The sequence below is a fragment of the Bacillus stratosphericus genome, assembly GCF_020524495.1.
In the GTDB taxonomy this organism is placed as follows: Bacteria; Bacillota; Bacilli; order Bacillales; family Bacillaceae; genus Bacillus; species Bacillus stratosphericus_B.
In genome coordinates this window covers 17,372-38,881 of sequence record NZ_JAIVLB010000015.1, presented here as the reverse complement: position 1 = coordinate 38,881, position 21,510 = coordinate 17,372, and the positions used below count along the sequence as shown (strand labels likewise).

The window sequence follows — 21,510 nt, the reverse complement described above, 5'->3', positions numbered from 1 at the left end:
AATTATGAAGAGGTGACGATATTGAAAAAAATAATCACGATGCCGTTTCTAGTCTTTCTTCTAGGTGTCATGCTTACAGCGTGCGGCACAACTAATCAATCAAGCGACAATACGGATAACAGCAAAAAAGAAACTACTGACAAAGAAAATGTATCAGATGAAACAGTTGAAGATAAGTCTACAAATGAAAAAGCAGACGATCAAAGCAAAGAAACAACTGCTCAAACAGAGGATCAAGCAGGGCAATCCAATGAAGATTCAAAAGAAAGCTCAAGTAAAGAAATCACAAAAGAAGGCACTTTTGTCGGTTTGGCTGATGGACACACAATTGCTGTCAATATTGATGGGAAAGAAGTAGCCATTTCATTCGGAAATTCATTTTCAAAACAAGTGAACAGCCTAAAAGAAGAATCAAAAGTGAAAGTGACTTATACAAAAGATGCAAACGGAACACTACGACTTAAAACAATTGAATCTGTAAAGGCAAAATAAAGAAAAGACCCGCAGAATGGTCTAATCCCTGTCAAGTAGACACATATAAAAAGCCTAAGTAGCCAGTGTGTGACGGTATTCTATCGGAGCACACTGGTTTAATTTTTTCTGGAATGGATCGTGATTATAGAATTGAATGTAATCTTCTATGCTCTTGTGAAGTGTTTTGAGATGAGAGAAAAATAATTCGATTCAAACCCTTGATTCTTACGCCATGGATACACCAGCCATGTCAACAGATAAAGGGTCTTTAATTCGTGAACAACTTCAAACCGTGCAGTCTTCAAAATCCGTCCTCCCCGTGAAGATTTGGATAACGCTTACCTGTGCCTTTAAATAATCTCTTTCTTCTTCCACACTTTTAAAGATAGACTTAGGACATCCACTAAAAGGATTTTCTGACTTTGTATTTTTCCTCGTTGATCTTCAAAAGATTGTCCCTCACGATATTTCCTGTCCCAATTTTTTTGCTGAGTTGAACTTCTGAGACCTGATGCTTCAGATAATGAGTGATAGCTTCTATTCTTCGTACATTTTGACAGCTTTCATCTTAAATTCTTTCGTATAGTATTGAAAATGTTGTCCTGTATGTGCCATAAAAAATCCCCTCCAAGTATAGTGTAACAGCCGATTATGAAAATTTGGCTTTTTACACTGTCTACTTAGAGGGGATCATACCATAAAGCGGGTCTTTTTTACGTTGAAAAGGGCATAACTTGATATAAGTGCTTATTCTTAACACACTTTTACAAGAATTAACATCCCATTTACATCTGCTTAATGTTTCTCTGCTAAACTGACTTTCATAGAACATCTCTTTACACAACAACTATTTGAAGGGTGAGGTGCAGGTCAGTGAGCGCAGAGAAGGCGATGAATCTTTACAGAGAATTTGAAGTGAGACGAAACCATTCTTTTGCCTTAACAGAACATATGGTTCGTTATTTATTTGCAAAACGTTTCATAGACTTATTGTTCTCGTTCATCGGATTGATGTTAAGTACGCCAATCATTTTGCTGTTTGCCCTCTTGATTAAGTTAGAAACACCAGGGCCAGCCTTTTATATGCAGGAAAGGGTCGGGAAAGACGGTGTTTACTTTAAATTATGGAAGCTCAGATCGATGAGAACCGACGCAGAAAGCGGAGGAGCGAAATGGGCGCAAAAAAATGACCCACGTGTCACCAAAGTGGGGGCATTCATCCGAAAAACAAGAATTGATGAACTGCCACAATTTATTAACGTGTTAAAAGGAGAAATGAGTATCGTAGGTCCACGGCCGGAAAGACCGATGTTTACCGCTGAGTTTCATCGGACGATTCCGGGCTTTACAAAAAGGCTGGCGGTGAAGCCGGGACTAACAGGTCTTGCTCAAGTAAATGGAGGATATGAAATTAGTCCAAGTGAAAAATTATCACACGATTTACAGTATATTCAAAACTTTACATTTTCTCTTGACACGAAGATTATGGTAAAAACGTTAAAAGTCATCATGACTGGTGACGGAGCCAGATAAGCAAAGTAGGGAAGAGGAATGGCAAGTATGAAAAATCGAATGCTAGGCGGGGCAAAATGGACAAGTTTGTCCGCATTGATCATTACCATCATCCAAATTGCACAGTTCGCCTTTTTAGGGAACGTGATGTCCCTTAAAGAGTTTGGTCTCGTTGGCATGATCACAACTGTCACAATATTTACGCAGATTTTACTTGATCTAGGCATCGGTGCAGCGATCATTCAAAAGGAACAAACGACAGAACGTCAATTATCTACATTATATTGGATTAACTTACTCACAGGTATTGTCTTGTTTTGTTTACTTATCCTTGTAAGCCCAATGATTGCTGCCTTTTATGCCCGGCCTGAGCTGGAAAATCTGCTCCAGCTATTATCGATTATGTTTCTGATTGCTCCAATTGGTCAGCAATACCAATATATGATGCAAAAAGACTTAGCTTTTAAAACATTAAGTACCATTGAAACGATTGCGACCATCATATCGCTTCTCGTGTTACTCCTCCTTGCCTTTTTCATCAATCCAGTTGTTGCCTATGTCATATCTCAAGTGCTGCTGCAATCAGGAAAAGGTCTATTGTATGCAGCGGCTTATTGGAAGAAGTGGCGACCAGCACCAGTTTTCGCATTAGGGGAAGTGAAAGAATTTTTCTCATTCGGTGCTTTTCAGCTAGCATCTAGGCTAGTTAATCGAGCAGGATCTAATATTGATATGATTTTAGTCGGCCGGTTTCTTGGAGCGGAGGCGTTAGGCATTTACAGCTTGGCCTATCAAATTGTGACGATCCCCGTGCTGAAAATCAATCCAATTGTAACGAGAGTGGCTTTCCCTGTTTTTGCAAAGAGTCAGCGTGATCACTCGATGCTGCGCGAGGGCTTTCTAAGTATGACAAATCTGCTCGCACTGATTAGTTTTCCTTTATTAATCGGCCTCGCTGTTGTATCAGATAGCTTTATAGAAGTTGTGTTTGGAGAGAAATGGTTAGTAGCAGTTCCTGTTCTCAATATTTTGTGCATCGTCGGTCTTCTGCGTGTGCTAATGAACCCAAATGGTTCAATACTACTTGCAAAAGGAAGAGTGGATTTAGCTTTTTATTGGGATACAGTCATGCTCATCATCTATGGATGCGCGTTGTATGCAGGAGTCAGTACAGGCAGTCTGTTGACTGTGGCTTGGATTTACTCAGGTGTCAGCCTACTGAATTTCATTGTCGGCAGATGGCTCATGGCTTACGTGATTCAGCTTGATATGAAGGTGTATCTAAAATCACTTCTAAAGCCTGCTGTCATGACTTTGGTGATGTCCGCCTGTGCTGTGGTTTTACATCAAGGAATGAAGCTGACGTCAGCAGATGTTTCGCTTCAATTACTCCTGACTATTTGTTTAAGTGCTGCTTTGTATGGCCTGCTGCTCGTCAAAATGTATCCACAGGTTGTAGGAAAATTATTGAGAAGAGGTCGTTCGTCATGAAGGTTCTATGGCTGACAAGTGTATATCCTAGTGAAAAACATCCGAGTGAGGGCGTCTTTCATGAAACGCAAGTGCAGGAACTTCTCAAGCAAGGAATAGAAGTGACAGTCATTTGTCCCAATCCAGTGAATCCGCCTATCTTACGGATGTTCAAGGCATCCTATCGGCAGAAAAGAGATTTGCCAGAACAGGAAATACGGTGTGGTGTGACGGTTTACAGACCTCCCTATACAGCATTACCGGGACAGCTGAAATGGGCACAGCCGAGTAAACGAATAGCAGTTGCTGTTCTGCGCACAATGCAGCGTCATCAGCTGTCACCAGATTTCATCCATGCGCACTTTGCCATGCCGTCAGGTGGCGCAGCTGCCGTGATACAAAAAGAAGCTCATATCCGTTATCTTCTGACCTTGCACGGCAGTGATGTCAACGTGTATCCCCGCTATAGCAAAGGGGCGCTTGCAGCCTTTGAGACAGCGGTGAAACAGGCAGCTGCTGTTTTGACAGTGAGTGAGGAGCTGGCAAAAAAGACCAATGACATGACAAAGGTGGGAGCAAAATTTCTCCCGCTCGGTATTCCGCTCAAGTCATTTTCTGAAACGCATGGAAATAAAGAAGACATCAGAAAGCAGTTAGGTTTACCGCTTCACGACAAGCTTGTTGTCTTTGTCGGGCGATTAGTCAAAGAGAAAGGCTTGCTTGAATTAGCTGATGTTGTCAGTGGGATGGATGGTGTGAAAGCGGTATGTGTCGGAATAGGACCACTTGCAAAGGAGCTGACTGAACGAGCTGGGGAATCAATTATACTCCCAGGGCAGGTGCCAAATGATCAGGTGAAAGACTACTTAATGGCAGCCGATCTATTTGCACTTCCTTCCTATAGTGAAGGAATGCCGACCGTCGTCCTTGAGGCGCTTTCGTTAAAGGTACCTGTCATTGCGACACGAGTAGGTGGTCTACCGTCATTATTTTCGACCTATCAACACCTGCTCATTGAACCGCGTTCAACGAGTCAGCTAAAAGAGTCCATTCATACCTACCTTTATGAAAATAAATGGAATGAACAAGTGAAGGACGATCTTCACCGAATCGTCCATAGAGAATATTCATCAACACATAATGCTGAGCATCTGATTCGGCAATATGAAAAGATGCTGAATCAATCAACATCCATCGTTTAAACAGGATGAAATGTGCAAAGGATGATAGATATACAGTTTGGAACGGTCAAATGCTTTTACTGAGAGGATGAAGAATGATGAAGAAAATTGCTGTGATTGGAACAGGGTATGTCGGGTTAGTATCGGGTACTTGTTTTGCTGATATCGGAAATCGCGTCATCTGCTGTGACATCGATGAATCAAAAATCAACAGCTTAAAAAGTGGTATCGTTCCAATTTATGAACCTGGTTTAAAGGAATTGATTGAAAAGAATACAGAAGAAGGAAGACTGTGTTTTACAACCAATATTCTTGCTGCGATTCGAGAATCAACGATTATTTATATTGCTGTAGGCACACCAATGACACCGAAGGGGGAAGCGGATTTAACTTACGTGAAAGCAGTTGCTCAAACTGTTGGTGAATCCTTGAATGGATACAAAGTCATTGTTAATAAAAGTACGGTGCCAGTGGGCACGGGTCGACTTGTTAAAGCCATTGTAGAGAAAGCTTCACGAAGCAAATACCCCTTTGACGTTGTGTCAAATCCAGAATTCCTTCGAGAAGGCTCTGCTATTAAAGATACGATGAATATGGAGCGAGTTGTCATAGGGTCTACAAGTTCTCATGCATTGGAAATCATTAAGGAGTTACATGAACCATTTCAAACAGCAGTGGTGGAAACCAATATAGAAAGTGCAGAGATGATTAAATACGCTGCAAATGCGATGCTTGCAACCAAAATTTCCTTTATCAATGATATTGCCAACATATGTGATCGAGTGGGTGCAGATGTTGAGAAAGTATCAGAAGGTGTTGGCCTAGATAGCCGGATTGGGCAGAAATTTTTAAAAGCTGGAGTCGGATTTGGGGGTTCCTGTTTCCCGAAAGATACCAAGGCACTATTAAAAATAGCTGAAACAGTAGGCTATCGTTTTAAACTAATTGAATCTGTTGTAGAAACAAATACACATCAACGAGCGTATCTTGTAAAAAAATTGATGGATGTCTATGGTGAAATAAAAGGAAAAACCATTTCGGTATTAGGGTTGGCATTTAAACCTAATACAAATGATTTGAGATCCTCTCCAGCCCTTGATATTATTCCTATGCTACAAGATTTGGGAGCTTACGTAAAAGCGTACGATCCAATTGCTCACTTAGAAGCGAAGGAGATCCTTGGGAACGAGATAATATTTAGCAACAATCTATATCAAACAATAGAGAATTCAGATGCCTGTTTAATTTTGACTGAATGGGAAGAAGTATTAAAAATGGATATGGAGAAAGTCAGAAGTCTTCTTCAACGTCCAGTCATTATCGATGGACGCAATGTATTTGAACCAGATCAAATGAGAAAAAACGGCTTTATTTATCATTCAATCGGTCGTCCTCATGTACAGGATGTTAAGATGTTATTAGAAGCTTGATTTAGGAGGAAACTTGGATGAAGAAAGTATTGGTTACTGGAGGCAGTGGATTTATAGGTTCACATACTGTTGAAAAATTAATAGAAAAGGGATATGAGGCCATCGTACTTGATAATTTTTCAACAGGTAGTAAGGAAAATATTGCTCATTTATCTGTTCAATGTATTGAAGCGGATATAACAAAACCAGAAGTGGGTGAAATCATCAAACAAATCGCACCAGACTACATCATTCATCTTGCTGCACAGGTAAGTGTAGCAATGTCGGTCAAAGATTATATATATGATCAGGAAGTGAATATTAAAGGATCTCTGCATGTGATCAAAGCTGCTTCAGAGATTGGTGTCAAGAAGGTAATATTCGCCTCTTCGGCAGCTGTCTATGGAGACCCAGTTTATCTGCCAGTGGATACAGCTCATCCACTACAGCCTGGTTCACCCTATGGCTTATCGAAACTCACAGTAGAGCGATACTTAGAAATGGCAAAATCACTCTATCATGTGGATTATTGTATTCTGCGATATAGCAATGTATATGGCCCGCGTCAAGATGCACTTGGCGAAGGTGGGGTTGTCTCTATTTTTTCTGATAAGTTTGCAAAGCATGAGGCACCATTCATTTTCGGAGACGGCGAACAAACAAGGGATTTTATCTATGTCGGTGATCTAGCAGCAGCGAATGTCAAAGCTTTAACAGCCCAATCAAACGTTTGTTTAAATATATCGTGTGGTGATTCCATTACTGTCAATGAGTTGTTTCAAACGATGAAGCGAGTGACGAAATCACATCTTGAACCGATTTACAAGCCGCAGCGTGAAGGAGATATTGTTCATAGTACATTGGCGAATGAGGATACGAAACGAGTCTTAGCATGGGAGCCTGTCGTAACTTTACAAGAAGGTTTGGCACGTACCATTTCCTACTATGAACAGGAAGTAAAGGCTTAATCCCTCAAATCGGATGGATGGCTTAGGAGGAAAATGGGTATGAGTGTGAAACAAACAGCATGGCAAATCATGCTCGGATTTATTTTATTTGCTGCAGGAATTTGGCTTGTGCAAATGGCATTCACGCAGCCTGTTGGGGTAAAAAAGATGATGGCAATTCCGGTATTGCTTGTAGTTCTTGTGGCAGTTGCAGTATTGATGAAGCTATATTTGAATGGTGAGCAAATATTCATGTCAGCTATCTACCTTTTGATTGCATTCACCTTTCTCAATAACGCTTTCTTTTCTATTAGTGTCGGTTTCTTTAGTCTTTTTCTATATCGGATTATGCTCATTGTCGTCTTTGCTTTATTGATTTGGAGGATGAGAGATAAGGGGACGTACATATCGCATTGGCAACATCTTCGTGTAAAAGGCATTCTCGGTTTTTTCGCTTCATGGTTTCTTTACGGGCTCATCTCATTGCTTTGGGCTCATTCAGTCACAGACGGTCTGAAATATATGTCTCTCCTTGCGATGGGGATGGGGTTCGTCTTTCTTGTGGTCATGTACATTCAGCGGATGGATCAGATTGTGACATTTTATAGCATTTGGCTTGTCATGACCGTATTTGTGATGGGGATCGGGTTTTATAATCACTTTACCTTGATCCATTTACCGAATACATCATTGTATCTTGGACCAGCGTACAAACAGCACTATCCTACAGCTGTCTTCTTTAATCAAAATGATTTCGCGACGTTTTTATCCATTAGCTTTTTCTTATATGTGGCGTGTATGCGTCAAATGAAAAATGGTTATATCAAAGCGTTTGGTTTATTAGGAGCGATCGCAGCGCTGTATCTCATTTTGTTAACAGAATCTCGCGCCAGCTTGCTTGGTGTTTTTGCTGGAGCGGCGATCTATGTGTGGCTGCTGATGCCTCGCTTCTTAAAAAAGTGGTCACTCATCGCAGCAGGCGGGTTAGGTGTCATATGTATTGCCGTCTTTTCAGCTAAGATCTATTCGGTCTTTTATGACTTGTTTCTTGCTTCTCAGGTCGCACATTCTTTTAGTGAACCACTCCCATCCAACATTGCTAGAGCGAATTTGATTAAAAACGCATGGCATTTCTTTACGAATTCATACGGGTTCGGGGTCGGAGCGGGCAACGTGTCATACTACTTAGCCCACTTTTCGATCTTTGATACAGATCAAGTCGTTGAAGTACACAATTGGCTGCTAGAGGTGATGACGAATTTTGGATTTGCAGTCACGCTAGGCTATATCGCAGTGTACGCCTATCTCATGTTCTCACTGTACAAACAATACAAATTGGCTGACACGAGATCAGCAAAGATGATTATTGAAGGTCTATTTGCTGCAATGCTGAGCTTTCTCGTCTCAAGTATCAGTCCTAGTTCCGTCTCGAATTTATATTTCCACTGGGTGTTTTTAGGGCTGGTGATCGCAGCGGTGAATATCATGAAAAATAAACAACGTTTCAAGCCGTGGTAAAACGTGTGATGCTGAGCTTGTATGGTTACACTAGTGAAAAAGCAAATACGTCAAATGTTGGGAGAATGAACATGTCTGGTTTCATATTAAGAATAGGGAAGCGAATCAAAAAATATATCATATGGCTTGTGCTGCTACCTGTCGTATTAGCCGCTTTTGGTTTCTTTTTTGCCAAAGGGACAGTAGAAAAGTCTAGTTACACAGCAGTTGTTACCTTGACGCTTGGTAAATATGATGACGGGGTGTATAACAATATAGCAGAAGTGACATCTCTATTAAAAAGCGATGCATTTCTTAGTCAAGCACTCCGAGATGTAAAGGAAGAAGAAAGGCAGGATGTGAAAAACCGTCTGATTCTAACCAATCAATTAGATACACAATTACAGCTTTCGTTTACAGATGCCGATAAGGATCGAGCTTTGGCTGTTGTCAAGCAGGTATCAGATACATTTCTAAAGCAAGACAAAGCATTATTTACGAAAAGACAGCAGGTTATTGAAAGTAGATTATCCGCTATTGAAGACGAATCTGTCAGCAATGGCTCCAAAGTCGATAAAGAACGATTCTTATATGAATTGGAGGCAACAAAGCTCGGAATGAAGCAGGCAACGATTGTCGATCATGCCCAAGTGCTGGATGAAGGCAATAAAGGCATGTCAGCGAAAAAACGGGCACTGCTTGGACTTGTCATTGGCTTTAGCATCTCGCTTATGTTTGTGGTGTTACCTGAAGTGTTCAAAGAATCTTAATGATGAACTGGAGATGAGTCTTAGGTGAACAAACAACCGTTAGTATCAATCATTACACCGGCGTATAATGCGGAACGTTATTTAACGGATACAGTTCATTCCGTCCTTGCCCAAACCTATTCTAACTGGGAGCTGATCATTGCAGATGATCGCTCAACAGATGGAACAAGGAAGCTATTAGGCGAATTAAGTCAAACGGACGACAGAATCAACGTCATATATTTAGAGGAAAATGGGGGAGCCGCCATTGCTAGAAACACAGCCATCAAACAGGCAAGAGGCCGTTTTATCGCATTTTTAGACAGCGATGATAAGTGGAAAGAGACAAAGCTCGAAAAGCAGGTAGGCTTTATGTTAGCGAATGATTATGCCTTTTCATTCACCGCGTATGACATCATTGCAGAAAATGGAGAACCATTACAAAAAACAGTCACTGCACCATCTCAATTGAACTACAATGAAGCCTTGAAAAATACAATTATCGGCTGTTTGACAGTGATGCTAGATCTTCAACAGGTAGGACATGTGGAAATGCCGAACATCCGAACTAGACAGGACCTGGCAACATGGCTGTCAATTTTAAAAAGAGGATTTACGGCCTATGGGATGAGTGAGCCCTTAAGTGAATATCGCATCGTTGGAAACTCTATCTCTAGTAACAAGTGGAAAGCGGCGAAAAAAACGTGGTTTGTCTACAGAGAAATAGAGCAGCTTCATTTTGTCAAAGCGTCTTGGTGTTTTATGCACTATGCCACAAATGCTGTGAAGAAGCGCTTATAAACAGAAGGGAAAAAAGGTGATAAAGGTGAAAGCCAACTCGATCATACATGTTATCGTAGCAACGGGAGAATGGGGGCAGGATGGCCTGAGGTACAGACGGCATCGCTTGGCTGAATTTCTAGCATCTGATCCAGAAACGAAAGAGGTTATTTGGGTATGTCCATCTTCAGCCCGTCATACAGCTCCCTTTCAGCCCATAACGGATCGAATGAAGCAAATGACCATTCCTGATGTGTTTAAGAGCAAATTTTTTCGCTTTGGTCGTTATCAAGATATGTTCTATATTCATAAGTTGTCCCCACTTCTTGAGCATTTGCGGCAGGAGGAAAAGAAGGGGGTAGCTGTTTGCTTATGGTATACGTTTCCTGGCTTTCCGCTCTTATCTTCTTTATTTAAATGGAAACATATTGTGTATGATTGCAGTGATCTGTGGGGAGAGCCGATAAGCGGGAAAAATAACATCCTCTCTTATATGAGACAGCGTGTCATTGTAAAAGCAGAGAATCGTATTATTAAATACTCACATAGTATTACATGCTCTTCACAATATTTACACGATCAAATCAAAAAGCGTCTCATGGGTGAACCGAAAGATGTGTTCACAGTGGAAAATGGGGTTGAATACGATATGTTTGCGAAAAGCACTCTCCCTTGTAAGGAGGATGTGCTAGAAGGAAGAAAAGGAACCGTTCTTGGCTTTATTGGAGGAATCAAGCCGAAGCTCGATTTTGACATGATTGCGCAAGTTGCTCACATGCAGCCAGATTGGACATTTTTATTTGTCGGTCCGGATGGAACAAATGGAGATCCATCTTTTCAGCATGCACTCAAACTGCCAAATGTCATTTGGACAGGGGCTGTTGCACCAGAAAAAGTGCCTGCGTATATGAAACTGATTGATGTAGGAATGATGCCATACAAACAGTCTCCTTATAATAAAGCGGTTTTCCCGCTTAAGCTATTTGAATTTTTAGCTGCAGGAAAGCCTGTAGTAGGTTTAAATCTTCCGTCAACGGAAAGGCTAAGAGAGAATAATGTGTATGAGTATTTAGAGGGCAAAAATCCAGCTCTTTTCGTAGAAGCCTGTCAAAAAGTGATCAGCAAAAAAGACGACTTGACCTACAAACATCTAAGACAAAGTCGGGCAAAGAAAAAAGATTGGCATGCGCTGTTCACAAATATGGTGGAATTAACGAATATTAAAGAAAACGCATAATTGATTCAGGATTGTGCGTTTTTATTTGTATCTTCTTCACAGAGGGAGCTTGTGATCATCCTATATTCAATTGTATAATGGAAAGAGCGGCCAATATACAAAATACAGATTTCAATTTAGAAGGAGACTGACCTATGGAATACGAACGCGCCCTGTTAGCGTTTTTTGTCTCTCTGGCTACAGTTTTAATTGTGACACCAATCGTCAAAAAGTTTGCAATTAAGATTGGTGCAGTGGACCAGCCGAATAAACGAAAAGTTCATGATAAAGTAATGCCTCGAATGGGCGGTTTGGCGATTTTTATTGGGGTAGTGGCTGGAGCATTAGCAGGTGGGCTGTTTCTACATAATAAAATTACAGCTATTTCAGTTGGTGCCGTACTCATCGTCATTTTAGGTATATTTGATGATAAATATAATTTAAGTGCAAAATTTAAATTTCTCGTGCAAGTTCTCGTGGCTTGCTTGATCGTGAGCACGGGTTTAAAAATGGACTTTTTCTCTGTTCCTTTCTTAACAGATCGACTCGAGTTAGGCTGGATGGCATATCCCCTAACTGTGTTATGGATTGTCGGAATCACAAATGCGATCAATTTAATTGACGGCCTGGATGGACTTGCTGCCGGAATTTCTGTCATCGGTTTAACAACGATTGCTGTGATGGCATTTTCTGCTGACAAGATACTCATTCTTTCTTTGTCTCTTGTCGTCATTGGCAGTACAATCGGCTTTCTATTTTATAACTTCCATCCGGCAAAGATTTTTATGGGTGATACAGGCTCATTATTTTTAGGCTACATGATTTCAGTGCTGTCTCTGTTAGGGTTATACAAAAGTGTCACTTTGTTTAGTGTCGTTATCCCGGTGATCATCTTAGGTGTCCCTATTTTCGATACCACTTTTGCGATCATCAGGCGGATATTAAATAAACAGCCAATTTCGGCGCCTGACAAATCTCACATCCATCATAGACTCATGGCCTTTGGCTTATCTCATCGAATGGCTGTGATCGTAATTTACATGATTGGCTTAGTCTTCAGCTTGAGTGCGATTTTGATGACAAGCGCAACCATTTGGTTATCACTGATCATTATATTTTTACTGGTCATGTTTATGCAAGTCATTGCGGAAGTCACTGGTTTAGTGAACGAAGAGTTTAAACCATTTACAAAATTCTATAAGCGCATGGTCAAAAGGCAATAAAAAAACAACCTGTTCCTAATGAAGTGACCCCTGTCAAGTAGACAGTGTTAAAAAGACACTAAGCAGCCTGAGTCCTGTATTGATATGGGCTCAGGTTGTTTAACTTCTGTTGGAATCGTTGATGGTTGTAAAATAGATATATTTACATACTGCTTCTTGAACTGCTTCAGCTATTTTGAATTTTACGTGTTTCCCCAAAAAAACCCCTCCATTATAGACAGATTAGTATGCTTTCTTTTTTCTGTCTACTATGAGGGGATCCTATCATAGGAAGCGGGTTGTTTTTTATTGTCCTGATGAATTGGTCTGTGAATCTGTTCCAATGGATGACTCAATAGGAAGCTTTAAATGCGTCCGTAATTCATTTTGCAGCTCAGCCAAGTTGGTTTGATCTGGCTCGAAGTAGTACGTTCGATTTGGTCCTAAATAAAGGTCTGATCCTTTAATAGAAATTGTTTCTGTGTCGTCTCCTTTAAAACCACTGTAAATTTGCTGAAGAGCAAGGCCTTCCGTGATACGGAAATTGGTCGTAATGTGATCACTTACTTCTCTTGCGATATTATCGATGTTTGCAATGTTATTTGGTTTCGCCATTTGATCGATCATTGCTCGTAAAATTTGTTTCTGACGATCGTTACGCCCGAAATCACCACGTGGATCTTGTTTTCTCATACGTGCGTAAGCAAGTGCTTCTTCCCCGTTTAAATGCATATTTCCTTTTTTAAAGTAAATCTTTTTTGATTTTTTGACGTCACTTTTTTCATTGAAGTCAAATGGAACATCTATATCAATTCCACCCACTTCATCAATGACATCTTTGAAGCCCTCAAAATCCACTGTTGCATATTTGTCGATCGGAATATGCAAGAATTGTTCGACAGTTTCAATCGTTTCGTCTTTTCCGCCTTTAGCAAATGCCGCATTAATCTTTCCTTTACTTCCTGTCGTATCACTTGCAAGCTGTACCCGTGTGTCACGAGGAATACTAACCATTTTCATCGTTTTATCCTGAGGATTAATGGTTGCGACAATGAGTGAATCTGAACGGCCATAATCACCATTCGTGGCATAATCTTCAATTCCGACAAATAGAACAGAGAAAGGTTTCTTCTTAATGTCAATCACAGCATCACGGAGCTTTGATTTCTCCCCGCGCTCTAATTCATCATATGTTTTGTCAGCAGCCTGAAGTGTATTAACAATTTTATATACTGCAAATCCGCCCATGCAGATGAAGAGAAGCAAAAATAAGATCAGAATACGTTTGAAAATCTTTTTCTTCTTCCATTTTTTCTTTCGTACACGCACTTTTACTCGTTGTGCCATTCATCTTTCTCCTTTATCGGACAAATGTCCTTTTCTAAATAAATAAGTACACCTTCTTTTGTAACACTGTTTCCATTTGTCAGCTCAGTCATCCATTTGATGAACTGCTCTGTTTGTGATTCTTCTACATACGTCTCAAAAATAACATCTTCGGCATAATGGATTTCTTTTAGCTGAAAAGATGAGGCTCTAAGCTCATTCTCTACCTTTCCAAGCCATGTATAATCTATTGTTGTGTGCATCGTACGCATTAAGCAACATTCTACCGTACCAACATGATTGATTGCTTCTGATACAGACTTTCCGTAGGCACGAATTAATCCACCGGCACCTAATTTGATACCGCCGAAATAGCGAGTGACCACAACGACTGTATCTTTAAGCTTACGTTTCTTTAGCACTTCAAGCATTGGCACACCTGCTGTACCACTTGGTTCACCATCATCATTTGCTTTTTGAATCAAATCATTTTCACCAATGAGATAAGCTGAACAATTATGTGTGGCATTCCAATGTTGTTTTTTAATGGTTTGTATAAATGCTTGTGCTTCTTCTTCTGAGACAGCACGCTGTATATGACAAATAAAACGTGATTTTTCAATGACGACCTCATGCTCGCCACGACTTTTTACTGTAAGATAGCGGTTCAGCAAAAGACATACCCTCCTGACAAGCAAATTGTAAGACTAGAGAAAATTTGCATTGGCTTTAGAATTTTACAGCGTATTTTGTTATGATGATAGGAGCGTAAAAAGGGTCGTCATAAAAACTTCATGATTTATACGCATTCTTTCATTATAATTCGACATAAAATGCAGATCAATGACATTTATAATAAAAAAAGATGACATCACTGTTACGGGAGGGAAAAGCCATGACAACACCCAAAATGGATCCGAAATTATTGGATTCAATCATCATAAAAATGCTAAGTACAGTTGATGGTAGCAAGGACGAAGTATTTAGAATAGGCGAACAGTCCCGTCAACAATATGAAAGCCTAGTAGAAGAGCTTAAGCAAATCAAGCAGCAAGTGAACGAAGTAATCGACTTTGGGGATAAACTAGAAGTCCATACGAGACATGCTAGAAATCGCTTATCTGAGGTCAGCAGAAACTTCAACAAATTCAGCGAAGACGAAATTCGAGAGGCCTATGAAAAAGCACATAATCTTCAAGTAGAACTCACCATGATCCAACAGCGTGAAAAGCAGTTGAGAGAGAGAAGAGACGATCTCGAAAGACGCTTATTAAACCTACAAGACGTCATTGAACGTTCTGAAACGCTTGTGAGTCAGATCACGGTTGTCCTCAACTATCTCAACCAGGATTTACGCCAGGTGGGCGTTTTGCTGGAAGATGCACAGGCAAAACAAGATTTTGGTCTAAGAATTATTGAAGCGCAGGAAGAAGAGCGCAAAAGGGTGTCCCGGGAAATTCATGACGGTCCTGCTCAGATGCTGGCAAACGTAATGATGCGTTCTGAATTGATTGAACGGATTTTTAGAGACCGTGGTACAGAGGAGGGCTTTAAAGAAATTAGAAGTCTCAGACACAATGTGCGAAATGCTCTGTACGAAGTGAGAAGAATCATTTATGATTTAAGACCGATGGCTTTAGATGATTTAGGTCTCATTCCGACATTAAGAAAATACTTAAATACAATTGAAGAGTATGATGGAAACACCAAGATTACGTTCCAATGCATAGGTGATACAGAAAACGAAAGAATTGCTTCTCAATTTGAAGTGGCACTGTTTAGGCTAGCCCAAGAAGCTGTCACTAATTCCTTAAAACATTCTGAAGCTGGAGAAATTTCTGTAAAGGTAGAAGTAACAAAAAATTCTGTGACATTAATTATCAAAGATGATGGAAAAGGCTTTGATATGAAGGATGTCAAAACAATCAAAAACAAATCCTTTGGTTTACTTGGCATGAAAGAGCGCGTAGACTTACTAGAAGGTAAAATAACCATAGACTCAAAAATAGGTCTAGGGACATTCATCATGATTAGAGTGCCGTTAACATTGCAGAATAAAATTGTAAAATAGAGTCAAAAGACATATTGACCATAAAGTTCAGGTGTAGAACAATAAACATGGGGAGGCGTAGCTTGTGACTAAAGTAAATATTGTAATTATTGATGACCACCAATTATTCCGTGAAGGTGTCAAACGGATTTTAGATTTTGAACCTACTTTTGAAGTAGTTGCAGAAGGAGACGACGGTGACGAAGCTGCACGTATTGTAGAGCACTATCATCCGGATGTTGTCATTATGGACATTAATATGCCGAATGTAAATGGTGTAGAGGCTACAAAGCAGCTAGTAGAGCTTTATCCCGAATCAAAAGTCATTATTCTATCTATTCATGACGATGAAAACTATGTGACACATGCATTGAAAACAGGTGCGAGAGGTTACCTGTTAAAAGAAATGGATGCAGACACTCTCATTGAAGCAGTAAAAGTAGTAGCTGACGGAGGATCTTATTTACATCCAAAAGTAACTCATAACTTAGTAAATGAATTTCGACGTCTAGCGACTAGTGGTGTTTCAGCATATCCACAGCACGAGGTATACCCAGAGATTCGCAGACCACTTCATATTTTAACAAGACGTGAATGTGAAGTTCTTCAAATGTTAGCTGATGGAAAGAGCAATAGAGGAATTGGTGAATCGCTCTTTATTAGTGAGAAAACAGTCAAAAACCACGTAAGTAACATTTTGCAAAAAATGAATGTAAACGACCGTACACAAGCTGTTGTTGTAGCGATTAAAAACGGCTGGGTAGAAATGAGATAATGTTCCGGACAAGTACTCCTTTTTCGCCTGTTTTTGGTTCTCTCACATCCTTAGATTGAGTGAAATGATAGGTTTGATAAGAAGTCTTTTTCGGAGATAGTGGCTTGCCTATTGATTAGGCAGGCTTTTTTGATTACTATTATAAATCTAACGAAAACAATGATCATTCCTTTAGAATAAAAAAGAGTAACGAATAAGGAAGGTATTTAAGAATGAAAATAGCCGTTGTAACAGACAGTACTGCTTATATACCACAAGAGCTACGTGACAAACATCAAATTCATATGATCCCCCTTAACGTCATCTTTGGCAGTGAATCGTATCGAGAAGAAATAGAGATGGATTGGAAGGCATATTATGAGGAAGTAAAAAAGCATAAAGACCTTCCAACAACCTCTCAGCCTGCTTTTGGTGAACTAGTAGAATTATATGAAAAATTAAGTGAAACACACGACGCTGTGATTAGTATTCATCTTTCAAGTGGAATCAGTGGAACTTATAATAGTGCAGCCATAGCAAACGATATGGTTGAAGGAATTGACATTTATCCGTTTGATTCAGAAACTAGTTGTATGGTGCAGGGTTTTTATGCATTAGAAGCTGCTGAAAAAATTCAAAAAGGTGCTTCTCCAGAAGAGGTTTTAACACATCTCAATCAATTGAAAGAAAACGAACGAGCCTATTTTATGGTAGACGACTTAACTCATTTGCAAAGAGGCGGCAGATTAAATGGTGCTCAGGCTTTTATTGGAAGCCTCTTAAAGGTAAAGCCTATCCTTCATTTTGACAACAAGCTAATTGTCCTTTTTGAAAAGATTCGTACACGTAAAAAGGCCATTTCCCGTATTTTTGAATTATTTGATGAAGATGCATCATGCGGTGTTCCGATGAGAGCAGCAATCATTCATGGAAATAGAGAAGAAGAAGCAGAAGAATTGTTGGCGCATTTATCAGAAAAGTACCCACATGTTGAATTTTATAAAAGCTATTTTGGTGCCGTGATCGGCACTCATCTAGGCGAAGGCTCATTAGGTATTGGCTGGGTAATCAGATAGAACTCAAAATCCCCTTTTCTCATAAAAAAGGGGATTTATTTTTCTGTTATTGCAGTTGGACGAAAGCTCAGGTCTTTGTACATAATAGGCAAACATCAATTGAAAGGTGTTTGGTGAAATTGAACATGAACAAAGCAATGAAACTAATGGGACAACTCCACTCACGGCACCTCCTTACCTTTGAATGCAGATGCACACAATCCAATTTGGATTGGCTGGAGGAGAAAGGGTTAATAACTAGAACTCCTGCCATTGAAAGGAAAGCGAGCGGTTTTATATGCTTGCGGTGTGGTGTATCAAAAAAGCAATATTTTGCTCTCTCTCTGTGTGAAATGTGTCAAAAAGAATGTGTGTACTGTAGATCATGCATCATGATGGGAAAAGCAACCGAATGTAGCTCTCTTTATGAATGGATTGGTCCACAAACGAAAGAAACATTTCAAGTTGAATTAACATGGCAGGGAGAGCTGTCTAAGGGACAAAAGGTAGCGTCAGAAAAAATGATAGAAGCGATAAAAAATAAATCTGATCTACTAGTATGGGCTGTTTGCGGGGCAGGGAAAACAGAGGTGCTTTTTCACGGAATTGAATATGCGTTAAAGAAAGGAATGAGTGTATGTATTGCCACACCTAGAACAGATGTTGTGCTTGAACTTGAACCGCGAATTAGAAAAGTATTTCAAGGGGTGAATATAGCTGTGCTTTATGGTGGAAGTCCTCAAAGGTTTCAAATAGCGCCGCTTATGATTGCCACAACACATCAGCTGATGAGATACAAAAATGCTTTTGATGTCCTCATTGTAGATGAAGTCGATGCCTTTCCTTTCTCAATCGATGAGCGTCTTCAGTTTGCTGTTCATAAGGCCATGAGCAAAAGCGGAATCAAAATTTACTTAAGTGCCACACCATCTAAAAGAATGAAAAGAGACGTTTCTCGCGGACGATTAGAAGCAGTAAAGATTCCTCATCGTTTCCATCAACAACCTTTACCGGTCCCATCATTTCAATGGATCGGACATTGGAAAAAGAAATTAAAAAAGAATCAGCTGCCGTTTACTGTGGTGAAATGGCTTCAGCAACATATCACAAAAAGGAGAAGGGTTTTACTTTTTGTTCCTTCTATTTCTACTATGAAGAAGGTAATGACTATTCTTCGAGAACTTCATGTAAATGTAGAGGGTGTTTCTGCTGACGATCAAGATAGAAAAAAAAAGGTAAGGAGATTCAGGAATGATACATACGATGTCCTGGTTACCACAACTATTTTAGAGAGGGGTGTAACCATTCAAAATGTTCAGGTTGGGGTACTAGGTGCAGAATCAACTATTTTTACAGAAAGTGCACTTATACAAATTTCTGGGAGAGCAGGTAGGCATCCTGATTATTCTGATGGAGATGTTCTCTTTTTTCATTTTGGTTTAACGAGAAGTATGAAGCAAGCGAAGAATCATATCGTACAAATGAATGGTACGGCTGCACAGGAGTTTTCTTGAAAATAGTGTGGTTTCAGATAAATCAGGGTACATAATATTGACAATACACAAATGGCAGGAGGGACAAAATATGCTACTCAATGCAAAAGAAATACTACTAAAGAAAATCCTCTATCAATATCTCGACCAATTAAACATGATTTGTCATTGTGAAAAGTATATAGAAGATGTATTGGCTATTTCGCTGAATCAAATGAAACTACAATATATTATAGATATCGAGAAAATATCTTACAGTAAATCCGAGATGGTAGATAAACAAAAAAATACGGCTATGCTTGTCATTCTCACAGAAGCTGCTTCAAAGGTCACAACATTTCCAAGATGTGCAAATCGTCTACCGTTGAATAAGGAAAATAGTTGATTTGTCCAATCTGTGAGGGACAATTTGTTGCTCCTTTTACATGGAAATCATTACTTCTATTAAGTGAAGATAGTTTATGTATAGCTTGTAAGAAACGACTAATTAAGATTCATAGCCCTATTTGTCCCAAATGTGGAAGAGCACAGGTTAGTAATCAATTATGCCATGATTGTTTCCGCTGGAATCAACGATCTGATTCGACTGAGGTGCTGGTAAAAAATAGGTCTGTTTATGTTTATAACGATTTCATGAAAGGCCTCCTAGCCCGGTATAAATTTCGAGGTGATACTGCTTTAGCTGATTTGTTTAAGAAAGATGTACAAGAAGCGTTTAAGTGCTCTTTTTCAATAGAAAAACCGGCATTGGTCCCGATTCCTTTAAGTAAAGAGAGGTTAAAGGAAAGAGGATTTAATCAGTCAGTCGTGCTAGCTTCCTTCATTGGATTGCCTATACTGCAACCACTCATTAAAATTCATCAAGATAAGCAGTCTAAGAGAAGTAAAAATGAACGTCTAGATCAAAAGGGTTTGTTCCAATTAAAGCAACGAGACGGCATCGTTCAAAAGGATGTCATTTTAATCGATGATATCTATACAACTGGGGCGACAATCTATGATGCGGCAAGAATTTTAAAAGATGCAGGTGCCAAAAGTGTTTCCTCTTTTACGTTGATTCGTAGTTAAAAATCATGATAATCAACCGATATTAAAAAAGAAAATAACGCAAGGGGTTTTGGTTATGAATCAATTGGCAAACTGTCCACAATGTAATCAGTTATTTTTAAAAACCACCATCCAAACTGTTTGTAATAAATGCTTTGAAGAAGAAGAACGTTCTTTTGATATCGTTTATAAATTCTTGCGGAAGCAAAGTAATAGACAATCAACCATTGTTGAAATAGTAGAAGCAACAGAGGTTGATGAAGAATTAATCTTGAAATTTATCCGGTTGAAAAGGCTTCAGATTAGTCAATTTCCGAATATCAACTATCCTTGTGAAAGATGCGGCCAACCGATCAGAAAAAATAAGCTGTGCAGCCAATGTGAACAGGATATAAGTTCGCAAATCACTCAAATGAACCAAGAAGATGGGCGTAAAAGGGAGATCGAATCTAGGAAAAAAGACACTTATTATGCCATTAATCCTAAAAACGACTGATTTCCTAAACTAAGTTGCAGTTTGGTCGATAAAAAGGATAGAATCAATACAGACTGTAACGGAAAGCGAGAGGAATCCCGTGAAAATTAATCGATATGGAACACAGCCAGTAAATCCTTACAAGAAAACATATGAGAAACAGACGTTGCAATCGAATCAAGCAAAATCAACTGATAAAGTCGAAATTTCTAAAAAGGCAATCGAAATGCAAAAGGTGCCGAATTTAATGAAAGAACGCCAAGATAAAATAGAGCAAATTAAAAAAAGCATTGAAGCCGGAACATATCAAGTAGATACAAAAGGCATAGCAGATAAAATGCTGAATTTTTATAAACAACAATAACAGAAGGAGTAGCGTGAATGTCAGTTAAAATAATTATTGAAGAGCTGCATCGACTCTATGGATTGCATGAACAGCTTCTAAAGCTGTCTAATGATAAAACAGAAATGCTGAAAAGTAATGAGATTGATGCTCTTTCAGAGGTTCTGAATCTAGAACAAAAATATATTCAGGCCATTTCTCAATTAGAAGAAAAGCGGATTGAAGCCACAGTTCAATTTTTACAAAGTGATCAATCGTCTACAATCACCGCATGTATCGAAAAGGCTGAAGGTACGGATCAAGTAGAGCTCATTTCATTATATGAAAAATTAAATGACATCATGGTGGAACTGAAAGATGTAAATGATCTAAATAAACAGCTCATTCAGCAATCACTTCAATTTATTTCACTGACATTTGATCTCGTTAATCCTAATAAAGAAAATATGAATTACGGACAAAATGGTCTTGAGAGTTCAAAGCCTACACAGCATAGGGCTTTGTTTGATTCAAAGGCTTAAACAAGGAGG

23 protein-coding genes are annotated in these 21,510 nt (G+C 39.4%); 20 read left to right on the top strand and 3 right to left on the bottom strand.

All coding sequences use genetic code 11. The annotated features are described in order from the left end of the window. Nucleotides 1–21: 21 nt before the first annotated feature. A complete protein-coding gene (gene lytA, locus LC033_RS07905) occupies nucleotides 22–492 on the top strand; it encodes an acidic lipoprotein LytA (RefSeq protein ID WP_264188682.1) in 471 nt (156 codons plus the stop codon). Nucleotides 493–546: 54 nt separating this feature from the next. Here the strand turns inward: lytA and LC033_RS17255 are convergent, their stop codons facing one another. Further along, the gene (locus LC033_RS17255) at nucleotides 547–684 is read right to left on the bottom strand and encodes an IS3 family transposase (protein ID WP_226567754.1); all 138 of its coding nucleotides are present in this window, start codon (nucleotides 682–684) and stop codon (nucleotides 547–549) included. Between the two features lie 663 nt (nucleotides 685–1,347). Here LC033_RS17255 and LC033_RS07895 point away from each other — a divergent pair. The 10 genes from LC033_RS07895 (at nucleotide 1,348) to LC033_RS07850 (ending at nucleotide 12,458) form a co-directional block, all read left to right on the top strand. Continuing rightward, entirely contained in the window at nucleotides 1,348–2,007 is a 660-nt protein-coding gene (locus tag LC033_RS07895) for a sugar transferase (protein WP_226567726.1), read from the top strand. Nucleotides 2,008–2,025: 18 nt separating this feature from the next. Further along, nucleotides 2,026–3,477: a teichuronic acid biosynthesis protein TuaB gene (gene tuaB, locus LC033_RS07890; RefSeq protein WP_226567725.1), complete on the top strand. Its 1,452-nt coding sequence runs from the start codon at nucleotides 2,026–2,028 to the stop codon at nucleotides 3,475–3,477. After that, nucleotides 3,474–4,658, top strand: a complete 1,185-nt coding sequence (gene tuaC, locus LC033_RS07885; RefSeq protein WP_226567724.1) for a teichuronic acid biosynthesis protein TuaC — start codon at nucleotides 3,474–3,476, stop codon at nucleotides 4,656–4,658. The genes tuaB and tuaC overlap by 4 nt, the downstream gene beginning before the upstream one ends. Before the next feature lie 74 nt (nucleotides 4,659–4,732). Next, nucleotides 4,733–6,067, top strand: coding sequence for a UDP-glucose 6-dehydrogenase TuaD (tuaD, locus tag LC033_RS07880; RefSeq protein WP_281430319.1), 1,335 nt, complete (start codon nucleotides 4,733–4,735; stop codon nucleotides 6,065–6,067). A 17-nt stretch (nucleotides 6,068–6,084) separates the two neighbouring features. Then, nucleotides 6,085–7,014: an NAD-dependent epimerase/dehydratase family protein gene (locus tag LC033_RS07875; RefSeq protein ID WP_226567723.1), complete on the top strand. Its 930-nt coding sequence runs from the start codon at nucleotides 6,085–6,087 to the stop codon at nucleotides 7,012–7,014. A gap of 39 nt (nucleotides 7,015–7,053) precedes the next feature. Further along, entirely contained in the window at nucleotides 7,054–8,511 is a 1,458-nt protein-coding gene (tuaE, locus tag LC033_RS07870; RefSeq protein WP_226567722.1) for a teichuronic acid biosynthesis protein TuaE, read from the top strand. A gap of 71 nt (nucleotides 8,512–8,582) precedes the next feature. Then, the gene (gene tuaF, locus LC033_RS07865; protein ID WP_226567721.1) at nucleotides 8,583–9,260 is read left to right on the top strand and encodes a teichuronic acid biosynthesis protein TuaF; all 678 of its coding nucleotides are present in this window, start codon (nucleotides 8,583–8,585) and stop codon (nucleotides 9,258–9,260) included. Between the two features lie 24 nt (nucleotides 9,261–9,284). Then, entirely contained in the window at nucleotides 9,285–10,040 is a 756-nt protein-coding gene (gene tuaG, locus LC033_RS07860; protein ID WP_226567720.1) for a teichuronic acid biosynthesis protein TuaG, read from the top strand. Nucleotides 10,041–10,059: 19 nt separating this feature from the next. Continuing rightward, a complete protein-coding gene (gene tuaH / locus LC033_RS07855; protein ID WP_226567752.1) occupies nucleotides 10,060–11,256 on the top strand; it encodes a teichuronic acid biosynthesis protein TuaH in 1,197 nt (398 codons plus the stop codon). A 134-nt stretch (nucleotides 11,257–11,390) separates the two neighbouring features. After that, nucleotides 11,391–12,458: a glycosyltransferase family 4 protein gene (locus LC033_RS07850; protein ID WP_226567719.1), complete on the top strand. Its 1,068-nt coding sequence runs from the start codon at nucleotides 11,391–11,393 to the stop codon at nucleotides 12,456–12,458. Between the two features lie 285 nt (nucleotides 12,459–12,743). On the opposite strand, the gene LC033_RS07845 is transcribed toward LC033_RS07850, so the two are convergent. Together LC033_RS07845 and LC033_RS07840 are read right to left on the bottom strand one after the other, a co-directional pair. Next, nucleotides 12,744–13,784, bottom strand: a complete 1,041-nt coding sequence (locus tag LC033_RS07845) for an LCP family protein (protein ID WP_226567718.1) — start codon at nucleotides 13,782–13,784, stop codon at nucleotides 12,744–12,746. Continuing rightward, the gene (locus LC033_RS07840; RefSeq protein WP_226567717.1) at nucleotides 13,769–14,437 is read right to left on the bottom strand and encodes a YigZ family protein; all 669 of its coding nucleotides are present in this window, start codon (nucleotides 14,435–14,437) and stop codon (nucleotides 13,769–13,771) included. The genes LC033_RS07845 and LC033_RS07840 overlap by 16 nt, the downstream gene beginning before the upstream one ends. A gap of 221 nt (nucleotides 14,438–14,658) precedes the next feature. On the opposite strand from LC033_RS07840, the gene degS reads away from it, so the two are divergent. The 9 genes from degS (at nucleotide 14,659) to LC033_RS07790 (ending at nucleotide 21,501) form a co-directional block, all read left to right on the top strand. Continuing rightward, on the top strand, nucleotides 14,659–15,834 hold the full coding sequence (gene degS, locus LC033_RS07835) for a two-component sensor histidine kinase DegS (RefSeq protein ID WP_226567716.1): 1,176 nt from the start codon (nucleotides 14,659–14,661) through the stop codon (nucleotides 15,832–15,834). A gap of 64 nt (nucleotides 15,835–15,898) precedes the next feature. Further along, entirely contained in the window at nucleotides 15,899–16,588 is a 690-nt protein-coding gene (gene degU, locus LC033_RS07830; RefSeq protein ID WP_226567715.1) for a two-component system response regulator DegU, read from the top strand. Between the two features lie 212 nt (nucleotides 16,589–16,800). Further along, complete coding sequence (locus tag LC033_RS07825) at nucleotides 16,801–17,643, top strand: fatty acid kinase binding subunit FakB (RefSeq protein ID WP_226567714.1); 843 nt, start codon at nucleotides 16,801–16,803, stop codon at nucleotides 17,641–17,643. A 119-nt stretch (nucleotides 17,644–17,762) separates the two neighbouring features. Then, nucleotides 17,763–19,136 carry an ATP-dependent helicase ComFA gene (locus LC033_RS07820; RefSeq protein WP_281430318.1) on the top strand — a complete coding sequence of 458 codons (1,374 nt, stop codon included), beginning with the start codon at nucleotides 17,763–17,765 and terminating at the stop codon, nucleotides 19,134–19,136. Nucleotides 19,137–19,206: 70 nt separating this feature from the next. Continuing rightward, the gene (locus tag LC033_RS07815; RefSeq protein ID WP_226567712.1) at nucleotides 19,207–19,500 is read left to right on the top strand and encodes a late competence development ComFB family protein; all 294 of its coding nucleotides are present in this window, start codon (nucleotides 19,207–19,209) and stop codon (nucleotides 19,498–19,500) included. Between the two features lie 302 nt (nucleotides 19,501–19,802). Further along, entirely contained in the window at nucleotides 19,803–20,183 is a 381-nt protein-coding gene (locus tag LC033_RS07805; RefSeq protein WP_226567751.1) for a ComF family protein, read from the top strand. A gap of 55 nt (nucleotides 20,184–20,238) precedes the next feature. Beyond that, a complete protein-coding gene (locus LC033_RS07800) occupies nucleotides 20,239–20,658 on the top strand; it encodes a TIGR03826 family flagellar region protein (RefSeq protein WP_226567711.1) in 420 nt (139 codons plus the stop codon). A 79-nt stretch (nucleotides 20,659–20,737) separates the two neighbouring features. Further along, complete coding sequence (gene flgM, locus LC033_RS07795; RefSeq protein WP_226567710.1) at nucleotides 20,738–21,001, top strand: flagellar biosynthesis anti-sigma factor FlgM; 264 nt, start codon at nucleotides 20,738–20,740, stop codon at nucleotides 20,999–21,001. 17 nt (nucleotides 21,002–21,018) lie between these two features. Continuing rightward, nucleotides 21,019–21,501: a flagellar protein FlgN gene (locus LC033_RS07790; RefSeq protein WP_226567709.1), complete on the top strand. Its 483-nt coding sequence runs from the start codon at nucleotides 21,019–21,021 to the stop codon at nucleotides 21,499–21,501. The last annotated feature ends 9 nt before the right edge of the window (nucleotides 21,502–21,510 follow it).